The organism is Pseudomonas sp. LBUM1660, assembly GCF_059695935.1.
Window position 1 is genome coordinate 5,450,528 of the sequence record NZ_CP166795.1, and the last position, 18,620, is coordinate 5,469,147.

Annotated in this window: 13 protein-coding genes; 9 read left to right on the forward strand and 4 right to left on the reverse strand. The window is 59.9% G+C overall.

Features of this window, described 5'->3' with window-relative positions; translation table 11 throughout:
• Positions 1–21 precede the first annotated feature (21 nt).
• Positions 22–342, reverse strand: coding sequence for a PA4575 family protein (locus tag ACA068_RS25310; RefSeq protein ID WP_010467520.1), 321 nt, complete (start codon positions 340–342; stop codon positions 22–24).
• A gap of 317 nt (positions 343–659) precedes the next feature.
• Positions 660–3,098 carry a Lon protease family protein gene (locus ACA068_RS25315; RefSeq protein WP_497305578.1) on the reverse strand — a complete coding sequence of 813 codons (2,439 nt, stop codon included), beginning with the start codon at positions 3,096–3,098 and terminating at the stop codon, positions 660–662.
• Between the two features lie 276 nt (positions 3,099–3,374).
• On the opposite strand from ACA068_RS25315, the gene ACA068_RS25320 reads away from it, so the two are divergent.
• The 4 genes from ACA068_RS25320 to ACA068_RS25335 all read left to right on the forward strand — a co-directional run bounded on the left by ACA068_RS25320 (position 3,375) and on the right by ACA068_RS25335 (position 6,947).
• A complete protein-coding gene (locus ACA068_RS25320; RefSeq protein ID WP_497305579.1) occupies positions 3,375–3,863 on the forward strand; it encodes a DUF3015 domain-containing protein in 489 nt (162 codons plus the stop codon).
• 92 nt (positions 3,864–3,955) lie between these two features.
• Positions 3,956–5,809: an Lnb N-terminal periplasmic domain-containing protein gene (locus ACA068_RS25325; RefSeq protein WP_497305581.1), complete on the forward strand. Its 1,854-nt coding sequence runs from the start codon at positions 3,956–3,958 to the stop codon at positions 5,807–5,809.
• 216 nt (positions 5,810–6,025) lie between these two features.
• Positions 6,026–6,382, forward strand: a complete 357-nt coding sequence (locus ACA068_RS25330; protein ID WP_497305583.1) for a hypothetical protein — start codon at positions 6,026–6,028, stop codon at positions 6,380–6,382.
• Positions 6,383–6,452: 70 nt separating this feature from the next.
• Positions 6,453–6,947 carry a GreA/GreB family elongation factor gene (locus ACA068_RS25335; protein WP_497305584.1) on the forward strand — a complete coding sequence of 165 codons (495 nt, stop codon included), beginning with the start codon at positions 6,453–6,455 and terminating at the stop codon, positions 6,945–6,947.
• A gap of 166 nt (positions 6,948–7,113) precedes the next feature.
• Here ACA068_RS25335 and ettA read toward each other — a convergent pair whose 3' ends face one another.
• Positions 7,114–8,778, reverse strand: a complete 1,665-nt coding sequence (gene ettA / locus ACA068_RS25340; RefSeq protein WP_010467508.1) for an energy-dependent translational throttle protein EttA — start codon at positions 8,776–8,778, stop codon at positions 7,114–7,116.
• 286 nt (positions 8,779–9,064) lie between these two features.
• Here ettA and ACA068_RS25345 point away from each other — a divergent pair, with 286 nt between their 5' ends.
• The 5 genes from ACA068_RS25345 to ACA068_RS25365 all read left to right on the forward strand — a co-directional run bounded on the left by ACA068_RS25345 (position 9,065) and on the right by ACA068_RS25365 (position 17,535).
• Positions 9,065–12,913 carry a sensor domain-containing protein gene (locus ACA068_RS25345; RefSeq protein ID WP_497305586.1) on the forward strand — a complete coding sequence of 1,283 codons (3,849 nt, stop codon included), beginning with the start codon at positions 9,065–9,067 and terminating at the stop codon, positions 12,911–12,913.
• A 246-nt stretch (positions 12,914–13,159) separates the two neighbouring features.
• Complete coding sequence (gene glyA / locus ACA068_RS25350; RefSeq protein ID WP_054051411.1) at positions 13,160–14,413, forward strand: serine hydroxymethyltransferase; 1,254 nt, start codon at positions 13,160–13,162, stop codon at positions 14,411–14,413.
• Between the two features lie 327 nt (positions 14,414–14,740).
• On the forward strand, positions 14,741–16,054 hold the full coding sequence (locus ACA068_RS25355) for a C4-dicarboxylate transporter DctA (protein WP_010467502.1): 1,314 nt from the start codon (positions 14,741–14,743) through the stop codon (positions 16,052–16,054).
• Between the two features lie 67 nt (positions 16,055–16,121).
• Positions 16,122–16,826 (forward strand): FadR/GntR family transcriptional regulator, encoded by a 705-nt coding sequence (locus ACA068_RS25360; RefSeq protein WP_109634999.1) that lies wholly within the window; start codon positions 16,122–16,124, stop codon positions 16,824–16,826.
• Positions 16,827–16,851: 25 nt separating this feature from the next.
• Positions 16,852–17,535, forward strand: a complete 684-nt coding sequence (locus ACA068_RS25365; RefSeq protein ID WP_497305588.1) for a GntR family transcriptional regulator — start codon at positions 16,852–16,854, stop codon at positions 17,533–17,535.
• A gap of 112 nt (positions 17,536–17,647) precedes the next feature.
• Here the strand turns inward: ACA068_RS25365 and yjiA are convergent, their stop codons facing one another.
• Positions 17,648–18,616, reverse strand: coding sequence for a GTPase (gene yjiA / locus ACA068_RS25370; RefSeq protein WP_497305590.1), 969 nt, complete (start codon positions 18,614–18,616; stop codon positions 17,648–17,650).
• Positions 18,617–18,620: the final 4 nt, after the last annotated feature.

The window sequence follows — 18,620 nt, forward strand, 5'->3', positions numbered from 1 at the left end:
CGGTATCAGTAGCCGCTTAACTCAGCCATTGAGGTTGCGGCAACGACCACCGTTGATTTCCCGCAGTTGGGCTTGCAGGTGCAGGCACCAGATTTGTGGGTCATCGGCCAGCTCGTAGCCATGCAGCGTCAGGCTTTCAACAATCGTGTCGAGGATGGATTCAGCCACGAAAGGGCCATGAAACGGGCCCTGCGCCTTGATGGCGGAAGGTTGTTCGCCGGCCATTCCGGCGGCGAAGAGCAAGGTCCACATGCCCGTATCCCCCGCCAACGGGCGGATGGCACACTCGATACGGGTCACAAGGCCCAGGCATTGACGGGTGAGGCAGAGGTTGCGCGACATGGCGGCGACCCTCGATAGATCCGGTATTCAGCCCTCACGGGGGGGCTGTCTCGATCCAGTGATTACTGTCGATATCCTTGAGCTGAGAATAGAAGAAAAGTTTGACTAGCACGTCAAGTGAGACCAGAAGGCGCCGAATGGTCATTGTGTGAATTTTGACGCCAGAGTGATGGCACTTTCTTGAGGTGGACACATCACAAATGTAGCAGTGAGCCTGCTCGCGATAGCGGACTTCCAGCCAACACATGTGTTGGATGACAGTGCCTCATCGCGAGCAGGCTCGCTCCCACAGTGGATCGGGGTGATCCTCAGATCGGTCAGGCCGGCTTGGCTTCGACCAGGGCTTCCAGCGCCGCTTCTTTCTCGGCTTCCTTGAGGTCTTCTTCGCTGATCATTTCCGCGATCACCCGCAAGCGTTCCACCACCCGCGCGTTAACGCTGCCTTCAGGAAACTGGCCATCGGCATCCGGCGCACCGGCCGGCTCGCCGACCAACAGGCTCAGCGCCTCGTCGGCCTGCCGCACCGCGTAGACATGGAACTGCCCCGCACGCACTGCCGACAAAACCTTTTCATCGAGCATCAGCGTGGCGACGTTGGCGTGTGGAATGATCGCCCCCTGCTCACCAGTCAGCCCGCGAGCTTCACAGAGCCGGAAGAAGCCTTCGATCTTCTCGTTGACCCCGCCCACCGCCTGCACTTCACCGAACTGGTTGATCGAGCCGGTGATCGCAAAGCATTGCTTGAGCGGCGTTTTCGACAGGGCCGAAATCAGCGTGCAAGCCTCGCCCAGCGACGCACTGTCGCCATCGACGTAACCGTAGGACTGTTCCAGAGCGATACTCGCGGAAATCGCCAGCGGGAATTCCTGGGCGTAACGGCTGCCCAGATACCCAGTGAGGATCATCACCCCCTTGGAGTGAATCGGCTGGCCAAGGTTGACCTCGCGTTCGATGTCGACGATGCCGCTGCCGCCCGGGTAGACCGTGGCGGAAATCCGCGCCGGCACACCGAACGCCGAGTCGCCGACTTCCAGCACGGTTAGCCCGTTGCACTTGCCGACTGCGGCGCCGTGCGTGTCGATCAGGATGATCCCGGCCAGCATGTCATCGAGAATCCGCGCCGAGACCCGCCCGGTACGGGTGGCCTTGGCCTTGAGCGCCCGTTCGATATGCCCGGCATCGGTCATCTCGTCCCCCGCCAGGTGACGAATGAAATCCGCCTCGCTGACCAGCTGGAACAGATCGCCGATGCGCGCCGACAAACGCCCCTGGTGTTCGGCCAGACGCGCGCTGTAGGTCGCCAGGCGCGCCACGGCATCAGCCGTCAGCGGCGCCATGCCTTCTTCCGAGGTGCGGGTTTTGAGCAACTGGGCGAACTGCTCCAGGCTCTCGTCGACCATCGGGATGTCTTCGTCAAAATCCACCAGGACACGGAACATCTCCTGAAAGTCCGGATCGAGGTCTTGCAGCGTGTAGTACAGCTGACGCGCACCGATGATGACGACTTTGACCTGCAACGGAATGTGTTGCGGCGTGAGGGTCACCGTGGCCAGGCGGCCCAGTTCACCGAGCGGCGATTCCATTTTCAGCTTGCGCGATTGCAGGGCGCGCTTGAGCGCATCCCACACGAACGGCTCGCTGAGCATTTTTTCCGCTTCAAGGATCAGGAAACCGCCGTTGGCGCGGTGCAGCGCACCCGGCCGCAGCTGCCGATACGTGGTGTAGAGCGCGCCCTGATCGGTGCTGTATTCAATGCGGCCAAACAGGTTTTCGTAAGTCGGGTGCGGCTCAAAGACCACCGGCGCACCACCGCTGGACGAATGACCGACCACCAGGCTCGGGGCGTATTGCTCTTCCAGCAGTTTGCGGGCGACGGCGTCGGTCTTACTGTCGTCCACCAGTTGCTCGACCACGGTCTTGAGCAGATAGACCTGCATGGCTTGCAGGTAACCGCAAACAGCCGCGTTCTCGGCGTATTTCTCCGACAACGGCGACAGCAACGGCTGCAAGGCCAAAGTGATGGTTTCTTCGTTGAGGTGGCGCAGCTGATTGCTCGACTCGCGCTTCCATTGCGGCAGGCTGGCGAGCTCTTCGTTCAGTCGCTCCTCCAGACCGGCAATATCGTCGTGGAAACGCTCACGATCGGCTTCCGGCAACTGGGCGAATTCCGCTTCGTCCAACGCCTTGCCTTCACTCATCGGGGTGAATGCGATGTTGCTGGCGTCGCGGTAAAGCGCAACCTCCTTCTCCAGCGCCAGGCGCTCGATCACGTCCAGTGCCTTGTCGTAGCGCTGGTTGAAGGCGCGGTCGATGGCGCTTTTTTTCTGCTGGTAGGACGGGTGCTCGAACACTGCCGGAAAGGTCGCCAGCAGGTTGTCGATCAAGCCGTTGATGTCACCGATGAAGGCGCCAGCGGTGCCCGATGGCAATTCCAGTGCGCGAGGTTCGCGAGGCTCATCGAAATTATTGACGTAGACCCAGTCTGCCGGGGTCTGCAGGCGTTTGCCTTCGGCCTTCAGGTAGCGTTTGACGAACGAAAACCGGCCGGTGCCGGGCTCACCCATGACGAATACGTTGTAACCGGGGCGTGGCATGGCCACGCCGAACTGCAAGGCTTCGACCGCACGTTCCTGGCCAAGCACACCGCGAAAGGGCTCCAGATCATTGGTGGTAGAGAAGCTGAACTGTTCAGCGGAAAACGGACGGGTCAGCGCTTCAGGCGCTAGACGCAAGCTGGCAGCAACAGGATCAGGCATCGGGCTTCCTTACATCAGGCGGGGCAGATAGCGGCATTCTGGCGCTGCCCATACCTCACTTGCAAGGCGCGCCTCCAGTCAAAGCATAGACAAACCGTCATCCCCAGGCTGGCCGGGCGCAAATCAATGATTTCAACGAATGTTTTGCAAAAAATCACGGAACCCCGGGAACGTGCCTAAACTCCAAACTGCGCGGCTGGATTAATAACTGGCCCACTGGCGCCGGATTGGGCCAGACCCCTTGTCCATTGGTATGCACTTAAAGAGAACATAGCTATGAAACGGATTCTTCTCGGTACTCTCTTCACCGCTGTATCCATCAACGCCATGGCGCAGGCGCCAGGCGGCCCGGATTGCGGTTGGGGCAACATGCTGTTCGAAGGTCAGCGTGGCACCCCGGCTCACTTCCTGGCATCCACCACCAACGGCACTTCCGGCAACGCAACGTTCGGTATGACGTCCGGTACCAACGGTTGCTCGACTAATGCGTCGCTGACTTATGGCGGCAAATCCTGGATTGCCATGAATGGCATGATGAACGAGCTGTCCGAAGACATGGCTAAAGGTCAGGGCGAAGCGCTGACCACTTATGCCGTGGTACTGGGCGTGGCGCCGGAAGACCGTGCGCACTTCGCCGCTGTGACTCATGAGCACTTCCAGCAGATCTTCAGCAAGGCTGACGTGACCGCTGACGACGTGCATACCAACACCCTGGCCATTCTGAAGAACGATCCGCGTCTGGCCAAGTACGCTACTCAAGCTTAAGCTCGACCCGCCCGCTCCTTTCGGGGAGCGGGCTTTATTTTTTGGACCTGCCCTCTTTGGGTCTTTATTTTTTTCGACTTAAGTTGCCCACTATGCTCAAACGCCTTGCCTGGCTGGCGCTCTGTGTCTGCGCCCCGCTGTCCGCCGCGCCACCTATCGACAATCAACGTTTGCAGCAACTGGCCAATGACCCTTTCTGGATCTCCCTGGGCCATTACGAAACCGCCAAGCTCGGCGGCTGGCGCAGCTATGTCAGCGACAAAAAGTTCTTTCTCGCACCTGACGGCAATGAACACCCTGACCGTGAACTGGCGGCGACCGTGCAGGCGCTGTACGCCCCGGCCAGTGCGGGCGAAAAGCACGCCCAATGCGTCTATCCGGCCCGCACCCGTTGGCTAAAAGCACAGCTCAAGCTGACCGATCTGCCAACGCTGAACTGCAGCGAATTCAAGCAATGGTTTAAGGATGTCTCGCCCCACAGCGCGGTGATGATTTTCCCGGCAGCGTATCTGAACAGTCCGTCATCGATGTTCGGCCATACCTTGCTGCGCATCGACCAGGCCAATGTACAGAGCGATCAAACCGCCCTGCTCAGTTATGCGATCAACTTCGGCGCGTACATCGAAGGCTCGGACAACAGCATCCTGTATGCCTGGAAAGGCTTGATGGGCGGCTATCCGGGCCTGTTCGCGCTGGTGCCTTATCAGGAAAAACTCTCGGAATACCGCAGCCTCGAGAACCGCGATCTGTGGGAATACCGGCTGAACCTGACGCAGGCAGAAACCGAACGCATGGTCGAGCACGTCTGGGAGTTGAAGCAGATCCAGTTCGACTATTTCTTTTTCGACGAAAACTGCTCCTATCGCCTGCTTGAGTTACTGCAAGTGGCACGGCCGAGTCTGCGTCTGACCGAACAATTCCCGCTGACCGCGATTCCCACCGACACGGTCAAAGCGGTGAAAGAAGCCGGGCTGGTGGAATCCATTCAGTATCGTCCGTCTCGTGAACGGGAACTGCTGAGCCGTGCCGTGCCGTTGACTGACGAAGAACAGGAGTGGGTGCTGAAAGTCAGCGCCGACCAAAAACAATTGCAGACACCCGCGTTCAAGGCTCAACCGCGCGACCGTCAGGCGCTGATCATCGATGCGGCTTATCGATTGGAGCGTTACCGCGCCAACGGTCAGGAGCGCGACCCTGAGCAGGCGCAACGCAGTTTCGAACTGCTGCGGGCGATCAATCAGAACCCCGCCCCTGAGCTGGACATCCCAAGGCCCGGCTTGCCCGAGGACGGTCATGAATCCCGCACCTGGCAGGCCGGCATCGGCACCCGGGGCGACAAGGCCTTTGGCGAATATGGCCTGCGAATGGCGTATCACGACCTCAACGATAACGCCGAGAGCTTCCCGCTCGGTGCGCAGATCGAAATCCTGCAGATGAAACTGCGCCAGTACGAAGGCAATCACTGGCAGTTCCAGCAACTCGACCTGGCGACCATCCGTTCCATGACGCCGCGCAATGAGCTGTTGCAGCCATTGTCGTGGCAAGTCACAGGCGGTCTGGAGCGCGTGCCGGGCAAGCATGACGATGAAACGTTGGTCAGCCACGTCAACGGTGGCGGCGGCGGCACCTGGCAGCTGGGTGAAGACATGCTCGGCTTCGCACTGGGCACCGTGCGTGTCGAGCACAACAACGACTTCGCGGGTTTCATCGCACCGGCAGCAGGTTTCAATAGCGGTTTGCTGTGGAAAAACCCGATGGGCAACTTCAGCCTTGAAACCAAGGGCGATTTCTTCACCAACGGCGAAGTACGGCGCAGCATCAGCCTGAACCAGCAGTGGGAATTGTCGCGCAATCTGGGTTTGCGCCTGAGTGCCCAGCGTGAATTCAGCCACCTGGCCTCACCCGAGAACGAAGTGATGCTTGAGGTGAAGTGGTATCACTACTGACCCGAAACACCACAATCCCTTGTGGGAGCGGGCTTGCTCGCGAAGAGGGAGTGTCAGCCGACATCAATGTTGACTGACACACCGCTTTCGCGAGCAAGCCCGCTCCCACATTGGATCATCGTTACCCAACAGATTAATCACAGCCCTTTCACAAGCGCCTGACGAATCAACTTCTAGACTTCTGTGTATAGGCCGTCGAACGGTCGGGAGTCTGGGATGTGGCGTTGTGCGGGTGTGTTGGGGTTGCTGCTGTTGTGCGCGGGTTGCCAGTCGACCCACGAAGATCTTGTCGCCAAGGGTTATCCGCCGGCTTTTGCCGATGGTTTCGATGACGGTTGCAGCAGTGGCCGACAAGCCGCCGGGGCAATCACCGGTGAATTTCGCAAGAACGTCCCGCGATATCTCAAGGACAAGCAATACGCCGAAGGCTGGAGCGACGGTTTTCGCCAGTGCCAGGCCATGCGCGAAAGCGAGGATCGCGAGGACTATCGCAGTCACCATTGGGACGACCGGGACAAAGCCTGGCAGCAACAAAAGGACCAGGACGCCGCCCGTGCCTATCGCTCGCAATGAGTCGCAGACAGACATCCATCGAAACTAAAAGCCTGCAACCATGGCCCAAACCCTATAACGGGAGAAAACCATGAGTCGCGCTTTCGTCAATGAAGATAACGCCGCCGCGCAAGCCGATCAGCCAGTCGAACGGCAGGTCAGCGCGCAGCCCAATTACGTCACGCCGGCCGGTCTCGCCCAGCTTCAAGCGAAACTCGCCGAGGTGCAAAACCTGCTCAATGAACAAAGTGCAAAAGGTGAACTGGCCGACAAACAGCGCCAGGCCGACCTGGAGCGTGACTGGCGGTATTTCAATCAGCGACTGCAAAGCGCCCAGTTGGTCGTACCGGCCTCCTCGACCGACAAAGTGCAGATTGGAGCGTGGGTAACCTTTGCCGATGAGCACGGCCACGAACAACGCGTGCAACTGGTGGGTGAGGATCAGGCGGATGCCGCGAGCGGGCTGATCAATTGGGGCTCGCCGCTGGGGCGAGCGTTGCTGGGCGCGCAGGTCGGGGATGAGGTGGTGTGGAAGCGGCCTGCGGGGGATTTGGTGATTGAGGTTCTGGGCATAGAGATCGGGTGATCTTGAGGCCGTCATCGCTAGCAGGCTAGCTCCCACAGTGGATTTGTGTCGATTCCATAATCCCTGTGGGGCTAGCCTGCTAGCGATGGCCGCGCCGCGGTGTAACTGAAGCCCATAAAAAAACGGAGCCCCGAAGGCTCCGTTTTTTCATCCATCCAACCCGATATCAGGCCAGTTTCTTGTGCCGTACACGATGCGGCTGTGAAGCCGCTTCGCCGAGGCGTTTCTTGCGATCGGCTTCGTATTCGGTGTAGTTACCTTCGAAGAACACCGCTTGCGAATCGTCTTCGTACGCCAGGATGTGCGTCGCGACGCGGTCAAGGAACCACCGATCGTGAGAGATCACAATGGCGGCGCCCGGGAAGTCCAGCAGGGCTTCTTCCAGGGAACGCAAGGTTTCAACGTCGAGGTCGTTAGACGGTTCGTCGAGCAGCAGGACGTTGCCGCCCTCTTTCAGGGTCAGGGCCAAGTGCAAGCGACCGCGCTCACCACCGGACAGGTCCTTGACGAACTTCTGTTGGTCGCCGCCCTTGAAGTTGAAGCGACCGACGTAGGTACGCGACGGGATCTCGTAGTTGCCAATGCGGATCTGATCGGAACCGTCGGAGATTTGCTGGAACACCGTCTTGCTGCCGTCCAGGTCTTCGCGGCTCTGGTCCACGCAAGCCAGTTGCACGGTTTCGCCGACTTCGATGCTGCCCGAATCCGGTGTTTCCTTGCCCATCAGCATGCGGAACAGGGTCGATTTACCGGCACCGTTACCGCCGATCACGCCAACGATGGCGCCTTTAGGCATGGAGAACGACAGGTTGTCGATCAACACGCGATCGCCATAACCCTTGGAAACGTTCTTGAACTCGATGACCTTGTCACCCAGGCGCGGACCGGCCGGAATGTAGATTTCGTTGGTTTCGCTGCGTTTCTGGAATTCCTGCGACTGCATTTCTTCGAAGCGTTGCAGACGAGCCTTGGATTTGGACTGGCGGGCCTTGGCGCCTTTGCGCACCCACTCCAGTTCTTCCTTCATGGCTTTTTCGTGGGCCGACTGCTGCTTGGATTCGGCAGCCAGACGATCGGACTTGGCTTCGAGCCAACCCGAATAGTTGCCCTCGTAAGGGATACCGGCGCCGCGGTCGAGTTCGAGGATCCAGCCGGCAACGTTGTCCAGGAAGTACCGGTCGTGCGTGATCGCGACCACGGTGCCCGGGAAGTCGTGCAGGAAGTGCTCCAGCCAGGCGACGGAATCGGCGTCCAGGTGGTTGGTCGGTTCGTCGAGCAGCAGCATATCCGGTGCGGACAGCAGCAGGCGGCAAAGGGCTACGCGACGCTTCTCACCACCGGAGAGGAATTCGATCTTGGCATCCCAGGCCGGCAGACGCAGCGCATCGGCGGCGACTTCCAGTTGGCGATCCAGGTTGTGACCGTCGCTGGCTTGCAGGATGGCTTCGAGCTTGGCCTGTTCGGCGGCCAGTTTGTCGAAGTCGGCATCTTCATCAGCGTAAGCGGCGTAGACCTCGTCCAGGCGAGCCTGGGCGTTCTTGATCACGCTGACCGCTTCCTCGACCACTTCACGCACGGTCTTGGTCGGGTCCAGGATCGGCTCTTGTGGCAGGTAGCCGATGTTCAGCTCCGGCATCGGACGGGCTTCGCCCTCGAACTCGGTGTCGACGCCCGCCATGATTTTCAACAGCGTGGACTTACCCGAACCGTTGAGGCCGAGCACGCCGATCTTGGCGCCCGGGAAGAAGGACAGTGAAATGTTTTTCAGGATTTCCCGCTTCGGCGGAACAACTTTGCCCAGCCGATGCATGGTGAAGACGTATTGAGCCATGGAGAACCTTGGGTCAGTGACAGATGAATGATTGGAGCGCAGGCGATGCCCGGCCAGACTGTGCGCGTCGTCAGATTGATAATGTATCAATACATGAGCGCTGAAAAAGTCTGAGTCTAGGAGCTGGAACGCTCCCGTGTAACCGGCAAAGCTACCTGAATGACAGATGGCAGTCCAGCCGCGAGGGGCTGGCACTTCGCCACAACACAAGGCATGCTAGCCGCCCTTCGGGCGTCCGGCTTATAGTGCACGTCGCGCCAGTCCAGCCAAACCGCAGGATTACAGTTTGTCTAATGTCTCTCCGCCATCGTCCGTGAGCGCAGCCCATCCTGCGACCGGCTCGCCCCTGCGCGGATCCTTGAAGGGTGCGCTGGCGACCCTCGTGCTGTTGCTGCTCGGATTGCTGTTCTGGCAACTGCTGGATCAGCTTCGCGAAACACAGAAATACCAGCGCCAGTACACCATCGACTACACCGCCGACCTGGCCGCGCAAGTCAGCCTGAACATGGCGCTTAACGCCCAGATCGCGCTGAATCTGCTACCGATCGTCGAACAACCGCAAAGTGCCGACGAACTGCAGGCGCTGCTGCGCAAGTTGCAACAATCGCTGCCTGAACTGCGCAGCCTGGCATTGCTCAGTCCTTCCGGCAAAATCCTTGGCGACAGCGCCGCCGACAGCCAGGATGCCAATTACCTGGGTGAGCTGGTCCGGCGCAGCCGCGCCCAGGCCCACTATTTCAGCAATGCCGACGACGGTTCAGTGGTGCACCTGCTGCTGCATCAGGCCAGTGGCAGCAGCCGTGGTTACTGGGCCCTGCGCCTGACGTCGACATTTTTCTCGTCACTGACCAAACAAAATGAAGCGGGCATCCGTCCGCTGTGGCTGGTGGAAAATCGGGTCAATCACCAGATCATCAGCCGCGATGAAGCGTCGCTTTCGGTCAAACCGAGCGCGTTGTCCCCGAACGATCTGGCCAACAGTGTGCTGACAGTGCCCCTGAGCAGCAGCGACTGGCAACTGCGCGGACTGTTCGATCGCCAGCAAGTGCTCGAACAACTGTTGCCGGCGTTCATCGGCAAATGCCTGTTGGGCCTAGCCTTCTCCCTACTGCCGTTCATCGCACTGCTGAACATTCGCCGCCGTCAGCGCCAGCTGCATGAAGGCCGCCGCCGCTATCACGATATTTTCGAAGGCACTGGCGTTGCCCTGTGCGTACTGGACGTCTCCGGGCTCAAGACCTTCTTCGACAAGGCCCAGTTGCACAGCAGCGAGCAACTCAAGGCCTGGCTCGACATACCGGAGCAACGCCAGCAACTGCTCCAGGAGCTGCGCATCACTGAGGTCAACCAGGTCGCCCTGCAACTGCTCAACGTCAACTCCTGTGCTCAGGCCTGGAAACTGTTGATTGACGGCTGCCCGCTCGACGGCACCGCCATCGGCCATCAAGTGCTCGAAACGGTGTTCAACCAGCAGAGACAGCTCGAGCTGGAAATCAAACTCCAGGATGCCAATGACCGCGACCAGCACCTGTGGCTGGTGCTGCGCTTGCCGGAAGATCACGCCGACTATAAAGCGGTAATCCTGAGCATCACCGACATCACCAGCCGCAAACTCATCGAGCTGTCGCTGCTGGAACGCGAAGGCTTCTGGTCCGATGTGGTGCGCACCGTGCCGGATCACCTGTACGTGCAAGACGTGATCAGCCAGCGGATGATCTTCAGCAACCACCACCTGGGCCAGACCCTCGGTTATGACGCCACCGAGCTGCACCAGATGGGCGAGTATTTCTGGGAAATCCTCCTGCACCCCGAAGATGCCGATTACTACCACCGCTCGCGCCAGACCCAGCGCCGCGCGGGTTACACCCAATTGCTGCAATGCCAGTTGCGGTTCCGTCATCGCGACGGCAAGTGGCGGCGTTTCGACATTCGCGAACAGGCACTGGCGCGGGACAAACACGATCAAGTCACGCGGATCATCGGCGTGGCCAAGGACATCACCGATCAGATCGAAGCCAGTGAATCCCTGCGTGACAGCGAACAGCGCTACCGGATGCTCGCCGAAAGCATCAGCGACGTCATTTTCTCCACCGACAGCAAAATGAAGCTCAACTACGTCAGCCCGTCGGTGCAAGCCGTGCTGGGCTACGACGCCGAGTGGATCTTCCAGAACGGCTGGCAATCGACCATCGCCAACCCGCAGCAACTGACCGGCATTTACGGCCTGATGGATCGGGTCAGCAAAGCGCTGGATAAACCCGAACAACTGGCGCTGCTGCGCACTCAGGTGCAGACCCAACTGTTCCTGTTCGATTGCCTGCGGGCCGACGGGCGCAAAATTCCGATCGAGCTACGGTTGGTACTGGTCTGGGACGAACACGGGGCCTTCGAAGGCGTGCTGGGCGTCGGCCGCGACATCAGCCAGCAACGCCGGGCCGAGAAAGACCTGCGCATGGCGGCCACGGTCTTCGAACATTCGACTTCGGCGATCCTGATCACCGACCCGGCCGGCTACATCGTCCAGGCCAACGAAGCGTTCAGTCGCGTCAGCGGTTATGCCGTGGAGCAGGTGCTGGACCAATTGCCGAACATGCTGACCGTCGACGAGCAGCAGGAAGCCCACCTGCATTATGTGCTCAAGCAACTGCATCAGAACAACACCTGGGAGGGCGAAGTCTGGCTCAAGCGGCGCAACGGCGAGCATTACCCGGCCTGGGTCGGCATCACGGCGGTGCTCGACGATGAAGGTGACCTGGCCAGTTACGTGTGTTTCTTCAGCGACATCAGCGAGCGCAAGGCCAGTGAGCAGCGGATTCACCGCCTCGCCTACTACGACGCCCTGACTCACCTGCCCAACCGCACGCTGTTCCAGGATCGTCTGCACACCGCGCTGCAATCAGCCGAGCGGCAGAAGTCCTGGGTCGTGTTGATGTTCCTCGACCTCGACCGTTTCAAGCCGATCAACGACTCCCTCGGCCACGCCGCCGGCGACCGCATGCTCAAGGAAATGGCCACGCGCTTGCTCGGTTGCGTCGACGATGACGACACCGTGGCGCGCATGGGCGGCGATGAATTCACCTTGTTGCTGCAACCTCGGGCCAGCCGTGACGTCGCCTTGAACCGGGCGATCCATGTGGCCGAGCAGATCCTCGCCAGCCTGGTGAAACCGTTCGTGCTGGAAGGCCGCGAGTTCTTCGTCACCGCCAGCATCGGTATCGCCCTGAGCCCGCAGGATGGCAACGAACTCAGTCAGCTGATGAAGAACGCCGACACCGCGATGTACCACGCCAAGGAGCGCGGCAAGAACAACTTCCAGTTCTATCAGGCAGACATGAACGCCAGCGCCCTGGAGCGCCTGGAACTGGAAAGCGACTTGCGCCACGCCCTGGAGCAAGACGAATTCGTTCTGTACTACCAGCCGCAGTTCAGCGGCGATGGCAAACGCCTGACCGGCGCCGAAGCGCTGCTGCGCTGGCGTCATCCACGTCGCGGCCTGGTGCCGCCGGGGGATTTCATTCCGGTGCTCGAAGAGCTTGGGCTGGTGGTGGATGTCGGTGACTGGGTGATCAGCGAAGCCTGCCGTCAGCTCAAGACCTGGCATCAGGCCAAGGTGCGGGTGCCGAAGGTGTCGGTGAACATTTCCGCCCGGCAATTCTCCGACGGCCAGCTCGGCACGCGGATCGCCACCATCCTCAAGGAAACCGGCCTGCCGCCGGCATGCCTGGAGCTGGAGCTGACCGAAAGTATCCTGATGCGTGAAGTCAGCGAAGCGATGCAGATCCTCGCCGGGTTGAAAAACCTCGGCCTCAGTATTGCGGTCGATGACTTCGGCACCGGTTATTCATCGCTCAACTACCTCAAGCAATTCCCGATCGACGTGCTGAAAATCGACCGCACCTTCGTTGATGGCCTGCCGTCAGGCGAACAGGACGCGCAGATTGCCCGGGCGATCATCGCCATGGCGCACAGCCTGAACCTGGCGGTAATCGCCGAAGGTGTGGAAACCCATGAGCAACTCGACTTCCTGCGTGAGCATGGGTGCGATGAGGTTCAGGGGTATCTGTTCGGGCGGCCGATGCCGGCGAGCCGGTTTGAGGCGCAGTTCAGTAATGAAGCGCTGTTCATGTTCGACTGAAATCACAGCGCTGCGGATGACGCCTTCGCGGGCAAGCCTCGCTCCTACGGGTTTTGGGGGGAACACAACATTTGTGAACACCGCGCCTCCTGTAGGAGCGAGGCTTGCCCGCGAAGAGGCTCGCCCAGACACCACACATCCGGTCATGAAGCCCACTTGTCTGCGACATGATGTCCTTTCATATGCCATCTAAAACCCATTGGGTTAGAATGCCCCCCTTTTCTGCCCCGATCCTTGAGGACCGCCATGTTCAGCCGTGATTTGACTATTGCCAAGTACGACGCCGATCTTTTTGCCGCCATGGAGCAAGAAGCTCAGCGCCAGGAAGAACACATCGAGCTGATCGCTTCGGAAAACTACACCAGCCCAGCGGTGATGGAAGCTCAAGGCTCGGTACTGACCAACAAGTACGCCGAAGGCTACCCGGGCAAGCGCTACTACGGTGGTTGCGAGTTCGTCGACGTGGTTGAGCAACTGGCCATCGACCGCGCCAAAGAACTGTTCGGCGCCGATTACGCCAACGTTCAGCCGCACGCCGGTTCGCAAGCCAACAGCGCCGTTTACCTGGCTCTGCTGCAAGCGGGCGACACCATCCTGGGCATGAGCCTGGCCCACGGCGGTCACCTGACCCACGGCGCCAGCGTTTCCTCCTCCGGCAAGCTGTACAACGCCGTTCAATACGGCATCGACGCCAATGGCCTGATCGACTACGACGAAGTCGAGCGCCTGGCCGTTGAGCACAAGCCGAAAATGATCGTGGCCGGTTTCTCTGCCTACTCGCAGATCCTCGACTTCCCACGTTTCCGCGAAATCGCCGACAAAGTTGGCGCGTACCTGTTCGTCGACATGGCTCACGTGGCCGGTCTGGTCGCCGCTGGCGTCTACCCGAACCCGGTTCCATTCGCTGACGTCGTGACCACCACCACGCACAAGACCCTGCGCGGTCCCCGTGGCGGTCTGATCCTGGCTCGCGCCAACGCCGACATCGAGAAGAAACTGAACTCCGCCGTATTCCCGGGCGCCCAGGGTGGCCCGCTGGAGCACGTGATCGCCGCCAAAGCGATCTGCTTCAAGGAAGCGCTGCAGCCTGAGTTCAAGACTTACCAGCAACAAGTGGTGAAGAACGCCAAGGCCATGGCCGGCGTGTTCATCGAGCGCGGTTTTGACGTGGTCTCGGGCGGTACTGAAAACCACCTGTTCCTGCTGTCGCTGATCAAGCAGGAAATCTCCGGTAAAGACGCCGACGCCGCTCTGGGCAAAGCGTTCATCACCGTGAACAAGAACTCCGTGCCAAACGATCCACGCTCCCCGTTCGTCACCTCCGGCCTGCGCTTCGGTACGCCGGCAGTGACCACTCGCGGCTTCAAGGAAGCAGAGTGCAAAGAGCTGGCTGGCTGGATCTGCGACATCCTGGCTGACCTGAACAACGAAGCGGTGATTGATGCCGTTCGTGAGAAGGTCAAGGCCATCTGCAAGAAGCTGCCGGTGTACGGCGCTTAATTGCGTCGCTAAACCGCAGTACTGAAAAACCGGCCAGGTGATGGCCGGTTTTTTTTCGCCTTGGATTTGTAGGAGCCGGCTTGCTGGCGATACGTCCTTGAGCCTCGCAATGATCTTTCGGCCGCCCTCGCCAGCAAGCCGGCTCCTACAGGACCAGCACCACTGGTCAGACCGGTCAAGCCAATTACGCAATTTCCGCTTGCGATCACCCAAAAACAGCGCCTAGACTGCGCCTGCACTGGACATACCGGTAAGACCACAATAATTAAGTCCTGAATCTGATGCGCTTAGCGCACGGCAGCCAGGACACCGACCAGGATTCCTCCCATGCTCAGATGGTGCTCGCGTTCAATCTTCCTCCAAGTAGTTCTCGGACTGGTGCTCGGCATCGTCTGCGGGCTGACCCTTCCTGAATACTCGGCCCAGCTCAAACCGCTCGGCGACGGTTTCATCAAACTGATCAAGATGCTCATCGGTCTGATCGTGTTCTGCGTAGTGGTCAGCGGCATCAGCGGTGCCGGAGACCTGAAGAAGGTCGGGCGCATCGGCCTGAAGTCGGTGATCTACTTCGAAATCCTGACCACCATCGCCCTGGTGATTGGTCTGGTGTTCGCTTTCACCACCGGCATCGGCAGCGGCGCGAACATTCATCTGGATCAGCTTTCCGCTGCCGACATGGGCGACATCGCCCAGCGCGGTCAGCACATGCAAACCACCTCCCAGTTCTTGATGAACCTGATCCCGACCTCGGTCATCGGCGCCTTCGCGGAGAACAACATTCTGCAAGTCCTGCTGTTTTCAGTGCTGTTCGGCAGTGCGCTGAACCTGGTGGGCGAAGCAGCGTCGGGTATTTCCCGGCTGATCAATGAGCTGAGCCACGTGATCTTCCGCATCATGGGCATGATCGTGCGCCTGGCGCCGATCGGCGTGTTCGGCGCCATCGCTTTCACCACCAGCAAATATGGCCTGGATTCGCTGCAGCACCTGGGCAGTCTGGTCGGCCTGTTTTATCTGACCTGTGTGGCGTTTGTGACATTGATTCTCGGGCTGGTGATGCGCCTGTCTGGCCTGAAGATGTGGCCGTTGCTCAAGTACCTGCGCGAAGAGTTGTTGATCGTCATGGGCACCGCTTCTTCCGACGCAGTGCTGCCACAAATCATGCGCAAACTTGAGCATCTGGGCATCGGCAGTTCGACGGTCGGGTTGGTGATTCCTACGGGTTACTCGTTCAACCTCGACGGGTTCTCGATCTACCTGACCCTAGCCATCGTCTTCATCGCCAATGCCACCGGCACGCCGCTGGCCATGACCGATCTGCTGACCATTCTGCTGGTGTCGCTGATCACCTCAAAAGGTGCCCACGGGATTCCCGGTTCGGCGCTGGTGATTCTGGCGGCAACACTCACGGCGATCCCTGCGATTCCGGTGGTCGGCCTGGTGTTGGTGCTGGCGGTGGACTGGTTCATGGGCATTGGCCGCGCGCTGACCAACCTGATCGGCAACTGCGTCGCCACCGTGGCCATCGCCCGCTGGGAGAAGGACATCGATATTCAACGGGCGAACAAAGTGCTTTCCGGCCAGGTGGGTTATACCTTCCAGCCGAGAAAACCTGTCGCCCCGGCGCATCAGCAGGAATTCTGAATAATCGCCGTGCCTGCCCGCGGGCAGGCACGGTCAACAACCGTTTTGGATGCTCATGGAGCGAACAGTGATTACCTCGTCGACCGTTGTGAACTCAGTCGTAGAAAAACTCCGGGCCGCTTTGGCCCGTGGTCAATGGCGCTCCGGCGAAATGCTGCCGGGGCAACGTGAGTTGGCCGAACAACTGGGCATCAGCCGCCCGAGCCTGCGTGAAGCGGTGATCGTGCTGGAAACCCTTGGCCTGGTGCGCTCGATGCCCGGCAAAGGCGTGGTGGTGCTGGACGCCCATCTCAGCGACAGCCAAAGCCACGACAGCGCGGTGGCCGGCGCCAGCCTGGAAGACGTGCTGCAACTGCGCTACACCCTCGAACCGTTTATCGTCGGCCTGGTCGCGCAGTCAATCAGCAGCAAGGAAGTCGGGCAACTGCGCCTGACCCTGATGGACATGCGCGAAGCGCTGGAAGCCAACGACAGCGAAGCCGGGGTGAACGCCTACATCGCCTTCCACGAAGAGCTGTTCACGCTGACGTCGAACCCGATCTTCCAGAGCGTGGTGCAGCAGACCAGCAATGCCCTCAAGCAAAGCGCCGAGGTGCTGCGCAACTCCCCCGAGCATCTGGCTGAGCGCCTTGAGGAGAACGAAGCCGTGGTGCGGGCGATCCGCAGCAAAAACAGCGCCCAGGCCAGTGCCGAGATGCGTCGGCACATCCTTCGGGAAGGTCAGCGGATGGGCATCGAACTGAATATCCCGGACGACAACCTCGGCAGTTAAAACTGCTTCGAACTGGAGACAGGCCATGAACAGCTTCGCCTCACCGCAAACACTCACTGCCCTGCCCTTTCCCGCGCGGGAGGACGATCTCTATTCGCGGATCTTCGACGCCATTCTCGAACAGCGCCTCAATGCGTCCAGCCGCTTTACCGAAGAAAGCCTGGCGCAGATGTTCAGCGTTCGACGCAGTGACATTCGTGGCGTGCTGACGCGCCTGTCTCATCAGCAAATCATCGTCCTTCGGGCGAACCATCGGCCCCGCATCGCCGCGCTCGATGCCGAGCAGACCCGGCAGGCGCTGCATGCCCGGCGGCTGACCGAGATCACCTTGGTGCGACTGGCCTGCCGACAACCTCGTGCGCAAGACTTGAACCGCCTGCATGCCCTGATCGAGAGCGAGCGCCACTGCACAGCGCGCGGCCCGGCGATCCGGTTGTCAGGGGAATTTCATTTGCAGTTGGCGCAAATGGCGGGGAATGCCCCGTTGGCGCATTTTCTCGGCAGTCTGGTGCCACTGACTTCGCTGGCGATTGCGCAGTTTGATGCGCCGCTGGAGAGTTATTGCGGGCGGCATGAGGACATTGTCAATGCGGTGGAATGTGGGGATGCCGTGGCTGCCGAGGCATTGCTGAGCAGGCATCTGGATCATTTGGAGGCGGTATTGCTGAACTCACAACCGATATCGCGCCAGAATCGTGTTGCCGGTTAGATCGCCTTCGCGAGCAAGCCCGCTCCCACAGGTTTTTTGGGTGCACCGAAAATCACTGTGGGAGCGGGCTTGCTCGCGAAGGGGCCCTGATACTCACTGAAGATTTATGTCTTCAGTCCGCCGCCACCCGCGCAAACCCCTCCCGAATCTTCTCTTCCGGCAAATCATCGGCAATAAACACGATCACGCTTTCCCGCGCCTCGTCGTCCGCCCATTCGGTGTCCCAATCGAATCCGTACAACTTCAGCACGCCCTGAAACACCATGCGCCGCGGCTCGCCCACAATGCTCAATACACCTTTGTAACGCAGCAATTGCTTGCCATGGTCTTCCAGCAACTCGTTCATGAACTCGCTGAGCTTGTCGATATCCAGCGGCTTGTCGGTGCGCAGCACCAGGCTGGAGATCCGGTCGATAGAAGGTGCCTTGGCCACCGGGCGCAGGCTGACGCCGCCGAGGTCGGCATTCAGATTGAAACCGCGCACGTCGAGCAATTCGGCCAGGTCGATCTTGCCGTGTTCGACCACACGAATCGGCGCGCGGCGGTTGATGCGGGTCAGGCGCTCGCTCAACGCGGTAAACGTCGCTTCGTCCACCAGATCACGTTTGCTCACCAGCAAGCGGTCGGCAAAACCGATTTGCGCCTGGGCGATGGTTTGCGTCAGGTGAGTGTCGGCGTGCGCCGCGTCTACAAGGGTGATGATGCCGTCGAGGATATAACGCTCGCGCAGTTCTTCATCGATGAAAAAGGTTTGCGCCACCGGTGCCGGGTCGGCCAGGCCGGTGCATTCGATCACCAGACGGTCAAAGGCGATTTCGCCGCTGTCCAGGCGTTCAAGCAGCAGATACAAAGCTTTGGTCAGGTCGGTGTGGATGGTGCAGCAGACGCAGCCGTTGGACAGCGTCATCACTTGCACGGGATCGTCGCCCAACAGCTGGGTATCGATACCGGCGTCACTGAATTCGTTCTCGATCACGGCGATTTTCAGGCCGTGTTCGGCTTTGAGCAGGTGACGCAGCAGCGTGGTCTTGCCGGCGCCGAGGAAGCCGCTGAGGATCGTGACGGGGATGGGAGAGGACAACTGG